The following is a 13,046-nucleotide window of genomic DNA, read 5'->3' as shown; positions in this document are numbered from 1 at the left end:
AAAACGTGAGATCAAATATTCTTGACCAACAACTCAGCGCGTTAAGTGACGACCTCTTTGAGCCCTTCAGGGGCAAACGCGTTCTCGTTACCGGGGCTACGGGACTCATTGGTTCCCTTATTTGTAAGGCGCTTCTTCTTGCAAACTGTAGGCTCGGGATCGGTTGCTGCGTCTTGGCTGTCGTTCGTAGCCGTCAGAAAGCCGAATATATTCTCGGTGATTATGCTTTATTCGGTGGCCTTAATGTCATAGAATGCGACTTCTCCTCCAACACATTGCCGCCTTGCAAGGTCGACTATATCCTGCATGCAGCTTCGATTACTAAATCGAAAGTTATGGTCGAGCGTCCTGTCGAGGTTATTGAGACGTCCCTGCGCGGCACTGGCAGCATGCTTAACTTGGCGCGTTCTTGCGAAGCTCGTATGGTCTACGTCTCCTCGATGGAGATGTATGGCACGCTTGCTGAGGGGGAGGTCGCTGACGAGGATACTTTGGGCTGGATAGACTTGACCTCGCCCCGCAGCTGCTATCCTGAATCGAAGAGGATGTGTGAGTGCCTTTGCAATTCCTACGCCGCCCAGTATGGAGTTCGTGTATGCAGTGCGCGCCTTGCCCAGACCTTCGGTGTCGGTGTGCTCCCTGGTGAAAATAGGGCCTTTGCCCAGTTTGCTCGCGCCGCTATGTGTGGTGAGAACATTGTCTTGAAGACCAAGGGGCTTTCCGAAGGCAACTACGTGGATTCCGTCGATTGTGTCGCTGGCCTCCTTGCCCTTCTCGCGTGCGGTGAGGCCGGACAGGCTTATAACGTCGCTAATGAAGAATCACATGGAACTATTCGTGACGTCGCAGAGCTTGCCATCGATGTTTTGGGAAACGGCCTGCCGAAGGTTGTAATTGATTACGATGAAACCAACTCTGCTGGCTATGCGCCGGATGTGCACCTGAGGCTTTCTTCTTTGAAACTCAGGACTCTTGGTTGGACCCCCCGTTTCACCCTTGCCGATTCCTTCTCGAGTTTGAGGGCGTATCTGGTTGAGCAAGAGGCTGCGTGGGTTTAGGCATGGATGGCAAGAAAGTCTGGCACGTGGTTAAGCGCGTCATATGTGGAAAATACAACGACGCGACATTTTGGCACGTCAGGCATGCGCTCTGCGAACCCGGCAGCATCGGGCCGCTAAAGAAGATGATTTATGCGCAATACTACGAGCGGATGATGCGCCGTTACTGCGCCGATATCCCTGTCGGCTGGAATGACGATAGTTCGATGATATGTGAGAACTTCGCTGGTCCTCCCAGTATCACTGACCACGGTATCAACGGAATCGTCATTGCGGGCGGGGCGAAGATCGGGAAGAACGTTGTCATCTCGCACCAGGTGACTATCGGTCGTAGCCGTGGGCTTGCCCCCGTGGTCGGCGATAACGTTTACATCGGGCCCGGGGCTAAGATTTTTGGTGGAATACGAATCGGCGACAACGCGAGAATCGGGGCTAACTGTGTTGTATTCCAGGACGTTCCCGACAATGCGACCATCGTTCTTGGCAAGCCGAGAATCATCGAACACGATGGCCCCGCCGAGTACTACGCCGGTGGGTCCTACGAATGGAAGCATAAGTGCTGGCCTGAAGACGGGGAAGATAACCATTGAGAGTATTGATTCTGGGGGATGCTGCGGGAAACAGTGGACCCTCTAACGTGCATAGAGAGTTTATTAATCACTGGCCTGAGGAAGACCAGATTGATTACGTTCGTGCTAACAACAAGATTGGTTTCATCCGTGAAGGAGTTACCAAAGGCATGAAATGCGACGTGATTTTATCGCCATTGGTCAATTTCCCATGCATTGCCGCACAAGATATTCTTCATGTTTTAGGGAAACCGATTGTGAGCTTCAACCATGGTTACGTTCCGTATGAGAACGAGATAAATGGAATTGGCCACTCTCAATGGTGGATACGCCGCTATGTCGCAGCCTTACGTAGTGCAAACGTTGTTGTCGCTAATTCAATGTTTCAAAAGAATTTCATTCTTCGTTTTCAACCTGAACTCGTGGGGCGAATCCAGAGCGTAGCTTTGGGTATTGACCATTTTTCTCAACGGATTACAAATGATCGTGGTAAACGCCCAACTGTGGTAGTGAGCGGGGGTACTCGAAAGGTAAAGGGCAACGATGTTGTTGCTCGAGCTGCCTCTCTTCTTCTCGAGCGTGGAACCGACCTTAGTCTTAGGGTTTATGGCCGCAAATATGATGATGGTGGGTTTTTGGCCAATGCGCTCCCGGATGATATCGGCGAAGAGTGCATGCTTGGCCATGTCGACCACGACGAATTTCTTAAGTCGCTTAACGAAAGCCGTCTTTTTGTGATGAATTCTAGGCATGATTCGTTTGGCATGAGCATTTTCGACGCGCTTAAAGAGGGGTGCTCGGTTCTTATCTCTCGTGAATGCGGGGCCCTTGAGGCTCTTGAGGTCGAGTCTTGCGACGTCGTTGAGGACTGCGAGGATGTTCAGGAGGTCGCGCATAAGATGTCGTATCTGCTGGAACATCCAAATGCCGAGCGCCTCTATAAGAGCATCGATTTTGCTAAATACAGTTGGGACAATCAGACTGCACGGCTGCGTGAGATTTGCGCGGACTGCTGTCTTCAAGCGCAGGGGTGAGAAGTGATTAAGGCCGAAGAAAAACCAACTCTTTCTGTGATAGTTCCCGTCTACAACGTGGAGCCGTACTTACGTGCATGCGTTGACAGCATTTTGGCTCAGACGTTTCGTGATTTTGAGTTGATTCTTGTTGATGATGGCTCGACAGATGGCTGCCCTGCGCTTTGCGATGCCTATGAGGGGCAAGATCCACGCGTGAGGGTCATTCACAAGGAGAACGGAGGCCTTTCCTCGGCCCGCAACGCGGGCATGAGATCGGCGCGGGCGGAGCTGCTTTCGTTCATCGACTCCGACGACTTTGTTCATCCTCAGATGTTTCAGACGTTGGTGGCCCCGTTGCTTGTCGACGCTTGCATCGGGATCTCTATGTGTACATACCAGCGCTGCGTCGGAGAAGACGAATGCGATTTGAGGATGAAAAAGCTGTCCGATCCCGAAGTCATTGACGCTGTTCGCGCCCTGGAGATGGTATATGCGGATGTTGTGCCCAACATCACATTCGTGGCGTGGAACAAGGTGTACCGCCGTGAGCTGTTCGAGAAGTCTGGCGTGGAGTACCCCGAAGGCAAGCTCTACGAGGACGGGTTCACCACGTACAGGCTGCTCTACGAAGCCGAGAAGGTCGCGCTCGTGGACGAACAGCTTTACTTCTACCGCGTGCGCCCCGGCAGCATAGTTTCGAGCAAGAAGCGGGTCGACGAGCGCCGCATGGACGAGCTTGACGCCGACATCGAGGCGTGGGAATTCTTCCGCGACAAGGTGCGAAGCCTGGCGACCGCCTCGACCAAGGCGCTGCTTCGCACCTGCATGTGTATTTGGAGCGATGCGGGTGAGGATGGATATGGGCCCGCTGCCAAAAAGCGGGCCATGGACGTCTATAAGGACGTTTGGCGCGCCAGTTCAAAGACGCTGCGAGGTGAGCCAAGCAAATGGCTGGCTTATGGGCTTTTCCCCTATATTCCGCGCATGGTCGGTCGCGTGATTATTGGCTTGTGAGGATAGATGTATGAATGTACAGGCTGAAAAGAGCCACTCTCTAGAAACGCTGCTGCTAGTTCTGATTCTTGTGCCGTTGTTTAAGCCAACTGGACTAGGGCAGATAGCGTTATTTAACACGCTATTCCAGCTAGGGAAAGCCGTGTCCCTATGTGTCATCCTGTTTCTTTTTCTTGGAAGCTTGAGAAAGATCAAGGTAACAGCGTTAGAGGTTTCGCTGGCCGTATTTTGGGTTGCTTACACGATCGGGTGCTACCAAAGCTGTGCTGGTTATGAGACGGTCCTAAATTACTCGCTTACTTCGCTGGCCTTGCTGCTCCTCTTTAAAATCGAGGCGATGGAAGGTAGGGTGCGAGAGCTCATCAACGCCTTATGGTGCCTCTTTACTGTGTTGATTCTCCTGCAGGTCGCAACGGTGTTTATCGTGATGCAAGGTGCAGTGCTCTTCCCCGGCGACTACACACGAATGTACTTGTTCGGCGAGGACAACTACTCTGCGTTTGTGATGCTGCCAATGACTGCAATCGTCTTATATGCGGACGCGGTTAATGAAGACGGGACGAGGTGGAAACACCGAGTCACTGTCGTGTCGTATTTGCTGGCGCTCGCATCCTATATCTACGTGCAAAGCGTAGCCGCCGCGCTCGGGTTCTTGCTTTTGGGCATTTGCTACCTAGGCAAAGGAAGACTGAATTCTTTCGTTCATAAGCTTACTTTGAAGAAAATCGCCGTCGCCTTCATCGTGCTTCTCCTCCTCGTCCTCGTCTTCCATATCCAAGACTTCATTGGCGGCATTGTGTCTACCTTTTTGGACAAAGACATCTTCACCTTGAACAGCAGAACCATTATATGGAAGCAGGCCGAGGGGCTTATTGCCGATAAGCCCCTATTCGGTTGGGGGGACGGGCTAACTGAGGCTATGATTTGGGGCGGTCACGCACATAACATATTTCTCCAGCTTCTGACTATCAGCGGCGTTGTGGGGACGATTGCCTTCTTCTGCTATATAGGCCGCGCTTTCGTCGATGCCGGGAAATCAATCCTCAGTAATTCCGGTTCGATTCTTATCGGTGCTCTTGCGGCCATGGCTTTGCTGACCTTTTTCGATTTCTATATCGGCATATCCGCGCTGTTCTGTTTCGTGGCGTTCGTCTCCGTGGTGCCGGCCTCGTTGACTTCTAGGGATTCGCAGCTTGAGGTAGTGGACGGCGGTGCAGCACAATGACGGATCTGCACGGCGTCCTCATCCTGGTTCCGCATCAGGATGACGAGGTTAACATTGCCGGGCAGATCATCCCCTCCATCGTCGAGGAGGGGTTGGAGTGCCGAATATGTTTTACCACTAACGGTGATTTCCGTGAGGAAGACGGGCCTGTTCGGGCCAAGGAGGCGCTCACCGTCGCTGAGTTTCTGGGGGTGACTCCGGAAAACGTCGTGTTCTTGGGGTACCCCAATTACGACGAGAAGCGTCACTTGCACGATTGTCCCAACGAGTCCATGCCCTCCTTCGGGCACGACAAGACTTACGGGTACCTTGACGGACGGCCCTGCTGGTCTGCGCGGAGGGCAGAGGGGCCTCGGGCCATTGCGGGGGAATCGACGGTTGCCGACATCGCCGACGTCGTTGCGAGCTTTATGCCGGACGTCATTCTGTGTGTCGACTTCGACGCGCACCCCGATCACCGAGCCCTGTCGCTCTTCTTCGACGAGGCAATGGAGCGGGTCCTGTGGGTAAAGCGAGGGTATGCGCCCCTCGTGCTGAAGTCGTTCGCCTACGCCATGAGTTGGAACGGCCCACGCGACTACTACGAGTTTGCGGAGACGGTCCGCCCCTCTGGCTTCCCCGAAGCCTGGCCGTTTGAGCTGGAGAACCCCAACTACCTGTGGGACGATCGTGTGCGTCTGGCCCCCAATCCGAGAACGCTAACGCCCGGGCGCAGGGGAAATCTCGTGTATGAGGCATTCAGACGCTATCCGTCACAGGTGGCCTGGCCGCATTACAGGAGCGTATGCAACGCCGACGTAGTTTGCTGGCCGAGGAGGACCGACAACCTGCTCTTCTGCGCCGAGGCGTCCGCTTCCTCAGGGGATGCGCGGCAGCTCGGGGGGTTTAGGCGGTTCGACGTCAAGAGTGTCTGCGCGCCGCTGGAGGACATCGAGTTCATCCCAATCGGCTGGACACCTGACGCTGCGGACGAGGCACCATTTTTCAAAATCGTGTTCTCGGAGCCTGCAAAGCCCCGACTCGTCCGCGTCTGGTGCTCGCCCGGGAATATTCCTTGCGGCGTAGTGCGCTGCACGAGCGATGCCGGGAAGGCTTCCCTGGGCCGGTTTGGCAGAAACGCCGGGGTTACCTTCGACCTTGGCGGCGGGGTTGAGGCCTCGTCGCTGACGCTCGACTTCGGTGGATTGGAGCGCCCGTTCAGCATCGCGAGCGTTGAGGTACTCGGCTGCGAAGACTCGCATTGGGAGCCCCTCCTGGGCTTCTCCGAAATGATCGCGCGCCACGGTGGGGCTATCCCGAAGCCGGGCCGTTTCGCCAAGGCCAAGTCGCTGATGGCAAAGTTGCGCGCGGCGTTCTATTACAGGGTCGAATGCAAGATCGGAAAGGACAGACATGTCTAGATATTTGACGCAGGGAAAGCGCTTCTCGAACCTGCAGGTGTGGTTCGAGGACGAGGCCCCGACGAAGGGCGAGATGCGCGGCGCGGACACTCTGTGCATGCACGCCAGCGGATCGCCGCGCATCACGGTGTGCGGCAAGCGCGTCGAGGGGGTGCCGCAGCACACGCTGCTGACCGACTTGACCAAGGGCGAGGACGAGCTCTACCTGCTTTTGGGGAAGACCGTGCGCAACGAGGTGAATCGCGCGAAGCGCGAGGAAGTGAAGGTCGACGGACTCGGCGACCTGGCCGCGCACCCGGGCATGCTCAGCCTTATGGAAGAGACCTACAACGGTATGTGTCGCGAGAAGGGCCTGGGCTGGGGCTTCCCGCGAGCCGAGGTTGCGTCCTATGACGCGGGGGGGGGGTCTTCTGATGAGCGTCGCCTACGCTAACGGGAAGCCCGCCGTCTTCCACACCTATATCCTCGCGGGGAAGACGGCCCGTCTCTACCAGTCGTGCAGCGAGTTCCGCTTCGATGGAAACGCGCACCGAAACGCCATCAGCAGGGCAAACCGTTTCCTGCACTGGCGCGACATGCTCGAGCTCAAGGGGCTCGGGTTCGATACGTACGACTGGGGCGGTGTGGGGTCGCTGGACAACCCCGGCGGCATCGACAAGTTCAAGATGGGCTTCGGCGGGAAGGGCGTAACGTTCTACAACGTCAAGGTGCCGGTGTCCCTCAAGGCGAAGGCGTGGAAGCTCGCCTGCGGCCTGCGAGGCCGCGAGTTCTAATCAACCATTGTTTGCAACTGCGGTTTTGACTGGGAGTGGTCGTGATATCTGACAGCAGCACAACTAAGAGCAAGGTGTTCTCCGGCGTGATATGGACGGTGCTCGAGCGCTTCAGCGCGAGCGGTGTCTCCTTTGTCGTCTCTATCGTCCTGGCCCGCGTTCTCATGCCGAATGACTACGGCCTGGTGGCCATGGTAATGATTTTCATTACGCTGGCGGACGTCTTTATCAACAGCGGCTTCAACACCGCGCTCATACAGAAGAAGGACGCCGACGAGCTGGACTTTTCGACAGTGTTCTGGTGCAGCATGGCCATGTCCTTGTTCATCTACGCCGCGCTGTTCTTCTGCGCGCCCCTGGTGGCGGACTTCTACGGCGAGGCGGCGCTGGTGCTGCTGCTGCGCGTTTTCGCGCTGCGCATACCCATGGCGGTGCCCAACTCCATCCAGCACGCCTACGTGTCGCGCAACATGATATTCAAGAACTTCTTCTTCTCGACGCTCATATCGACCCTGGCTTCGGGCGCTGTGGGCATCGCCATGGCGTTCATGGGGTTCGGCGCTTATGCCCTAATCGGGCAGTACTTTACCAAGACCGTCTTCGACACCGTGGTGCTGGTATTCATCGTGGACTGGAGGCCGCACCTGCAATTCTCCTGCGAGCGGGCCCGCGGCCTCATGCGCTATGGCACCGCCGTGCTGGCTGCGGACCTGTCGGGTCAGTTCTTCGACCAGCTACGCGGGCTGATTATCGGCAGGTTTTACACGTCGGCTGACCTGGCCTTCTACAACCGCGGCCAGCAGTTCCCGCAGTTCATCACCTCGAACGTGAGTTCCGCGATCATGACCGTGCTTTTCCCCGCGATAGCGAACGAGGCCGATGACATGGTCAGGGTACGCACCATGACTAGGCGCGCGCTAAAGACCATGGGCTTCGTGTTCTTCCCCCTGATGATTGGCCTGGCCTGCGTGGCCGGCCCCTTGGTGGACGTACTGCTGACCTCGAAGTGGGAGGGCTGCGTCTTTTTCCTGCAGGTGCTCGCTATCTCGAATGCGCTTGGGTTGTGGGGCAGCGTCTCCCTGGACAGCCTGAAGGCGATCGGCAAGGGCGGCGTCCTGGTGAAGCTCGAGGTCGTCAAGAAACCGGTGTACGTGATGCTGCTCGTAGCCGGCGTGTTGGTGAGCGTTCAGGCCGTTGCCGTGACCATGCTGCTCTATGGCATCTACGGGGCGCTTATAAACATGCGCGAGCTAAGCAGGCACACTGGTTACTCCATCAAGAGGCAGCTTTTGGACGTCGCGCCCGAGGCTGGGATGGGCGTGGCCATGGGCGCGGTCGTGTACGCCCTGAACGCGCTACCCGTCCCGAACCTGGCGAAGCTCGCGGTGCAGATAGTCACCGGCGTTGCCGTGTGCGTGGTCATCGCGCGCGGGGCCCGCATGGAGAGCTGGGAGTACGCTGCCGGGCTCTTGCGCGGAAAGGCGAGGCGCAAGGGCGGCGACGAGACGGGAGGCGAGGCATGAGGATAGACCCGAGGCTTATCGAGGTGAAGCACCGACTGGGGGACGTGCGGCGCAGCCTATGGCCGCGATACAAGGAGCTGCGACTGCACCGGCTGGGCGACCAGGACGCATGGTGGCGGGAGCGCGCTCACGAGGTTTACCTCAAGTACCAGCGCGGGTACTCGGACCTTATCGAGGAGGGCGTGCAGACCGCGGAGCGACGACCGTCCGACCGCATCTGGGTGCTCTGGCTGCAAGGGATGGGCAACGCGCCCGAGCTCATCCGGGCGTGCCACAACTCGCTTTTGGAGCACCTCCCCGACAAGCGGGTGACGGTGCTCTCTGCTGAGAACATGGACGACTATATAGACCTGCCCGGCTTCTTGCGAGACAAACATGAACGGGGCATCATCCCCATGGCACAGTTCTCGGACCTGATACGGGCGAATCTGCTGATGAACCATGGCGGGACGTGGATGGACTCCACGGTACTGCTGACCGGTGACGAGTTGCCCCGCTATTCCATGGAGCAGCCGCTCTTTTGCTTCAAGGAGCTAAACGTGTCCAACAAGGACGCAGCGCCCATCGTCGCGTCGAATTGGTACATTTCGGCATATTCTGGATCGAGCATCCTCGGTCTGACCCAGAAGCTGCTTTGGCAATACTGGAAGACGAACGACAAGCTCGAGCAGTATTTCATCTTCCATATCTTCTTCGCGCTTGCGAGCAGACGGTACCCCGACGAGTGGGCGGCCGTGCCCCTGTTCAACAACACGACGCCGCACGAGCTGATGTTCGAGCTCGGCGATTCGTATTCCCCTGAGCGCTGGGGACAGATATGCCGCGCCACCGACGTGCACAAGCTCCAGAGATACGACACCTTCGGCGCGGGAACGAACTACCGGCACATCATCGACGAGTGGGGAGGTGCCCGATGAGCGCGGCCGGTGCCCTGAAGGACGCCCTGCGCCCCGTTTGGCGCAGGGTTAAGGCTTTATGGGAGAGCCTTTCTTCCAAATGCAAGTGGGCCTACGGCAGGAGGCTCGCCCGCGAGGCGACCGTGAAGCCGAACAAGGTCGTGCTCTCGTGCAACTTCGGGCGCGGATACCTTTGCAACCCCAAGTACATCGCCGAGGCGCTCGAGCGGTTGTACCCTGGCAAGTTCGATTTGGTGCTGTTGGTGAAGGAGCGCGATAACGGGCTACCGGGTTACCTGAGGCAGGTCAAGTACGGGAGCCGGGAAGCCCAGAGGGAGCTCGCGACGGCGAGGTTCTGGGTTTATAACTTCCGAAACGACGAGAAGTTCGTACCGAAGAGGGATGGGCAGATCTATATACAGACATGGCATGCTTGCCTTGGGCCGAAGCGCAGCGAGGGGGACGTTGCAGACCAGCTCGGCGACTCCTATCTTGCCGCCGCTCAATACGATGGCTCAATCACGGATTTTATGATTGCCAATAATCAACTTGAGGCCGAAAAGTACCAGCGGGCGTTCTGGTATTCCGGTCCCGTTGTAAGGGCTGGCGTCCCGCGCAATGCTCCGCTGATTCGGCCAGCCGAAACTCTTGGGCAAAAGATGCGGCGAGTGCTTGGTGTGGATGAAGGCGTTGCAATTTGTCTCTATGCCCCTACATTCCGCGCCGATTGGTCTTTTGAGCAGTACGAGTTTGACTTCCAAGCCGTTGTCGAGGCCCTTGAAGCGCGTTTCCAACGACCGTTTGTCTTCGCGTATAGGCTTCACCCGAATCTCGCATCGAAGCCGCGACCGAACTTTTTCCTGCAGCACATAGATGCGACCGATTACGAGGATACCCAACAACTGCTCGCTGCGACTTCCGTGCTGATTTCTGATTACTCCTCCATTATGGAGGACTTTCTGCTGACGGGTCGACCTGGGTTTCAGTACATCCCCGATTTGGCGGAATACATGGACGATCGAGGTCTCTATTATCCGCTTGAGCGCAGACCTTACCCCATAGCGTCAAATGAAAAGGAGCTTTTAGCGGCTATCGAGTCGTTTGACTTTGAAGTATTCGAAAAAAGGGGTCGTTCGTTTTTTGAATACGCAGGCTTTGTTGAAGACGGTAAAGGCGACGAGAGGATTGCAAACCTAATGCATGACCTGGCTTCACCCGGGTCTTCCGCCTCATGCGTTTTTGAGCCTGGCGAGATCTGGGATCGAACGGTGACCGCATATGACAATCAACATACGAAAATGCGAGAGGATTAACTTATGAACGTAGCAATCATCATTGCGGGCGGCGTGGGCTCGCGCATGGGGCAGGAGATCCCCAAGCAGTTTATCAACGTGGGCGACAAGCCCGTCATCGCTTACACGCTGGAGGCGTTCCAAGAGCACCCCCTGGTGGACGCCATCGAGGTCGTGTGCCTGGAAGGCTGGGAGCAGGCCCTTCGCGCCTACGCGCGGCAGTACAGGATAGACAAGCTGAAATGGGTCGTGAAGGGCGGTGCGTCGGGCCAGGAGTCCATCCGTAACGGCGTGTACAACCTGAAGGACGAGCTTGCCGAGGACGACGTCTGCATCATCCACGACGGAGTGCGCCCGATGCTCGACCCCGAGGTCATCACCGACGTGGTGCGCGTGGCGGAGGAGCGTGGCAACGCCGTGACGAGCATGCCCTACAACGAGCAGATATTCCTCGTGGATGAGGAAAATCCCGGCACCACCACCCAGTACATTCCCCGCGAGACCCTGCGACGCGTGTCCACCCCGCAGGCCTACCGCTTCGGGCTTCTTGACTCCAAGTACCACGAGGCGTTCGAGAAGGGCGTGGGCATCGACGGATCGAACTACACGAACACGATGATGGTACAGCTGGGCGTGCGCCTGAACTTCGCAGCCGGCTCGGACCGCAACATCAAACTCACCACGCCCGAGAACCTCGAGTTCTTCCGTGCGTGGGCCGCAGAGAGGGAGGCGAAAGGTGAATAGGCTGGACTGCCCCCGCTACGTCACTGACCTCGACGCGGTGTGCGCCCTCGACCTGCCGTGGGGCATGCTCGCGGGAAAGACCGTCGTGATCTCGGGCGCCACCGGGATGATAGGTGCGTTTCTCATCGACGTACTCATGCGCAAGAATTCAACCGAGGGGCTTAGTTGCAAAGTCGTGGCGCTCGGCCGAAGCGCGGTGAAAGCCAAGGCTAGGTTGCCATACTTTGGGCGGGACCACTTCTCGTTCGAGGAGGGCTTGGTCACAGCGTCCGGCTACCGGCCCGTCGCCCCGGCGGACTACGTACTGCACCTGGCAAGCTCCACGCACCCGCGCCAGTACGCGACCGACCCCATTGGTACTATTCGCGCCAACGTCGACGGCCTTCAGAACCTACTGGAGTACTCGGCCGGCTGCGGGGCGAGGTTACTGTTTGCTTCGTCGGTGGAGGTGTACGGCCAAAATAGAGGGGATGTGGAGCGCTTCACTGAAGGCTACTGCGGCAACATCGACTGCAACACACTGCGTGCCTGCTACAACGAGTCGAAGCGGCTAGGCGAGGCCATGTGCCAGGCCTACCGCTCTCAGAGGGGCGTGGAGTCCGTGATAGCCCGCATCGCCCGGGTTTACGGACCGACGCTTCTGCCTGACGACTCTAAGGCGCTGTCGCAGTTCATGCACCACTCGCTTGCGGGCGAGGACGTGGTGCTCAAGAGCGAGGGAACCCAGCGCTTCTCGTACCTGCACGTGGCGGACGCCGTTTCAGGTCTGCTGCACGTACTGCTGTTAGGCGCTGACGGCGAGGCCTATAACCTGGCCGACGAGGGGTCCGATGTTGCGCTCAAGGACCTTGCGGCGCTCGTCGCTGAGGTCGGCCAGGTGAAGGTCGTCTTCGACCTGCCCGACGCCCAGGAGGCAGCCGGGTATTCCAAGGCGACGCTGGCGCTCATGGACGGATCGAAGGCAAAGGGCCTCGGCTGGATCGCTTGTTACGGAATTGCTGACGGAATACGTGCGACCATGGAGCAAATGAGCCAGGCAGGTTAGCCCCCTTTAAAAGATATATTCGAATTTTCATAAGGCCCGGTCGAAAGACTGGGCCTTATATTTGAGCATCTAGGCCTACACAGGCATTGGCTTTTGTTGTTCTCGGTTAATTAGACCGCCGAGAGCAGCCAGCGCTGGGCGGCGGTGCCTTGGTAACGTTAAGGATCTGTCGCAAATTGATTTAGTCTTCTTCTAGCCCTCCACCTTTCCCTTCAGTTCGTCCATCTCCTTCAGTTTGGGCATATCCAGGTACATCCTCTTGCCCCATTCGTGCTCCACTATGCACTTCAGCCTCGCCGTTACCAGCATGAGGGCCGAGTTGCCGTCTGGGAAGGTCCCGACGGCCCACGTCCTCCTCCTAATCTCGCGGTTGATGTGCTCGATTGTGTTTCGTCAAGAGGATTTGAGCAAAAAGATCATCGGAAATTGAGCAGCCTGAGCATCGGAAGCGCGCACGCTTTTTGAGCGGCTAGCCCTCCTGCATGAGGGCA

The 13,046-nt window shown here is 57.3% G+C and carries 13 protein-coding genes and 1 pseudogene; 13 read left to right on the top strand and 1 reads right to left on the bottom strand.

Going from position 1 to position 13,046, the window contains the following annotated elements; translation table 11 throughout:
• The first annotated feature begins 5 nt into the window (after positions 1–5).
• The 13 genes from ACTQ1S_RS07170 to ACTQ1S_RS07110 are packed head-to-tail and all read left to right on the top strand — an operon-like array spanning position 6 to position 12,555.
• A complete protein-coding gene (locus tag ACTQ1S_RS07170; RefSeq protein WP_441547389.1) occupies positions 6–1,058 on the top strand; it encodes an NAD-dependent epimerase/dehydratase family protein in 1,053 nt (350 codons plus the stop codon).
• A gap of 2 nt (positions 1,059–1,060) precedes the next feature.
• Complete coding sequence (locus ACTQ1S_RS07165) at positions 1,061–1,648, top strand: serine O-acetyltransferase (protein ID WP_441547388.1); 588 nt, start codon at positions 1,061–1,063, stop codon at positions 1,646–1,648.
• A 47-nt stretch (positions 1,649–1,695) separates the two neighbouring features.
• Complete coding sequence (locus tag ACTQ1S_RS07160) at positions 1,696–2,661, top strand: glycosyltransferase family 4 protein (protein ID WP_441547387.1); 966 nt, start codon at positions 1,696–1,698, stop codon at positions 2,659–2,661.
• Positions 2,662–2,664: 3 nt separating this feature from the next.
• A complete protein-coding gene (locus ACTQ1S_RS07155) occupies positions 2,665–3,657 on the top strand; it encodes a glycosyltransferase (RefSeq protein ID WP_441547386.1) in 993 nt (330 codons plus the stop codon).
• A gap of 10 nt (positions 3,658–3,667) precedes the next feature.
• Positions 3,668–4,882 carry an O-antigen ligase family protein gene (locus ACTQ1S_RS07150; protein ID WP_441547385.1) on the top strand — a complete coding sequence of 405 codons (1,215 nt, stop codon included), beginning with the start codon at positions 3,668–3,670 and terminating at the stop codon, positions 4,880–4,882.
• Positions 4,879–6,282, top strand: a complete 1,404-nt coding sequence (locus ACTQ1S_RS07145) for a PIG-L family deacetylase (protein WP_441547384.1) — start codon at positions 4,879–4,881, stop codon at positions 6,280–6,282. The genes ACTQ1S_RS07150 and ACTQ1S_RS07145 overlap by 4 nt, the downstream gene beginning before the upstream one ends.
• Positions 6,275–6,715, top strand: a complete 441-nt coding sequence (locus ACTQ1S_RS07140; protein WP_441547383.1) for a hypothetical protein — start codon at positions 6,275–6,277, stop codon at positions 6,713–6,715. The genes ACTQ1S_RS07145 and ACTQ1S_RS07140 overlap by 8 nt, the downstream gene beginning before the upstream one ends.
• Entirely contained in the window at positions 6,696–7,055 is a 360-nt protein-coding gene (locus ACTQ1S_RS07135; RefSeq protein WP_441547382.1) for a hypothetical protein, read from the top strand. Before ACTQ1S_RS07140 ends, ACTQ1S_RS07135 begins: the two co-directional genes overlap by 20 nt.
• Positions 7,056–7,096: 41 nt before the next feature.
• On the top strand, positions 7,097–8,578 hold the full coding sequence (locus ACTQ1S_RS07130; RefSeq protein ID WP_441547381.1) for a lipopolysaccharide biosynthesis protein: 1,482 nt from the start codon (positions 7,097–7,099) through the stop codon (positions 8,576–8,578).
• Entirely contained in the window at positions 8,575–9,495 is a 921-nt protein-coding gene (locus tag ACTQ1S_RS07125; protein ID WP_441547380.1) for a capsular polysaccharide synthesis protein, read from the top strand. The genes ACTQ1S_RS07130 and ACTQ1S_RS07125 overlap by 4 nt, the downstream gene beginning before the upstream one ends.
• Positions 9,492–10,787, top strand: coding sequence for a CDP-glycerol glycerophosphotransferase family protein (locus ACTQ1S_RS07120; RefSeq protein ID WP_441547379.1), 1,296 nt, complete (start codon positions 9,492–9,494; stop codon positions 10,785–10,787). The genes ACTQ1S_RS07125 and ACTQ1S_RS07120 overlap by 4 nt, the downstream gene beginning before the upstream one ends.
• A 3-nt stretch (positions 10,788–10,790) precedes the next feature.
• Positions 10,791–11,510, top strand: coding sequence for an IspD/TarI family cytidylyltransferase (locus tag ACTQ1S_RS07115; RefSeq protein ID WP_441547378.1), 720 nt, complete (start codon positions 10,791–10,793; stop codon positions 11,508–11,510).
• A complete protein-coding gene (locus ACTQ1S_RS07110) occupies positions 11,503–12,555 on the top strand; it encodes an NAD-dependent epimerase/dehydratase family protein (protein ID WP_441547377.1) in 1,053 nt (350 codons plus the stop codon). Before ACTQ1S_RS07115 ends, ACTQ1S_RS07110 begins: the two co-directional genes overlap by 8 nt.
• A gap of 192 nt (positions 12,556–12,747) precedes the next feature.
• Here the strand turns inward: ACTQ1S_RS07110 and ACTQ1S_RS07105 are convergent.
• Positions 12,748–12,945: pseudogene (locus tag ACTQ1S_RS07105) on the bottom strand (transposase); the annotation flags it as partial.
• Between the last annotated feature and the right edge of the window lie 101 nt (positions 12,946–13,046).

The organism is Collinsella sp. LCP21S3_D3, from assembly GCF_052118305.1.
In the GTDB taxonomy this organism is placed as follows: domain Bacteria; phylum Actinomycetota; class Coriobacteriia; order Coriobacteriales; family Coriobacteriaceae; genus Collinsella.
This window is presented reverse-complemented; position numbering and strand designations above follow the sequence as displayed.

Bases quoted from the DNA above. Each gene is read 5' to 3' on its own strand.
- ACTQ1S_RS07120 (WP_441547379.1), top strand. From the start codon at position 9,492: ATGAGCGCGGCCGGTGCCCTGAAGGACGCCCTGCGCCCCGTTTGGCGC.
- ACTQ1S_RS07135 (WP_441547382.1), top strand. From the start codon at position 6,696: ATGAGCGTCGCCTACGCTAACGGGAAGCCCGCCGTCTTCCACACCTAT.
- ACTQ1S_RS07150 (WP_441547385.1), top strand. From the start codon at position 3,668: ATGAATGTACAGGCTGAAAAGAGCCACTCTCTAGAAACGCTGCTGCTA.
- ACTQ1S_RS07140 (WP_441547383.1), top strand. From the start codon at position 6,275: ATGTCTAGATATTTGACGCAGGGAAAGCGCTTCTCGAACCTGCAGGTG.
- ACTQ1S_RS07145 (WP_441547384.1), top strand. From the start codon at position 4,879: ATGACGGATCTGCACGGCGTCCTCATCCTGGTTCCGCATCAGGATGAC.
- ACTQ1S_RS07125 (WP_441547380.1), top strand. From the start codon at position 8,575: ATGAGGATAGACCCGAGGCTTATCGAGGTGAAGCACCGACTGGGGGAC.
- ACTQ1S_RS07115 (WP_441547378.1), top strand. From the start codon at position 10,791: ATGAACGTAGCAATCATCATTGCGGGCGGCGTGGGCTCGCGCATGGGG.
- ACTQ1S_RS07165 (WP_441547388.1), top strand. From the start codon at position 1,061: ATGGATGGCAAGAAAGTCTGGCACGTGGTTAAGCGCGTCATATGTGGA.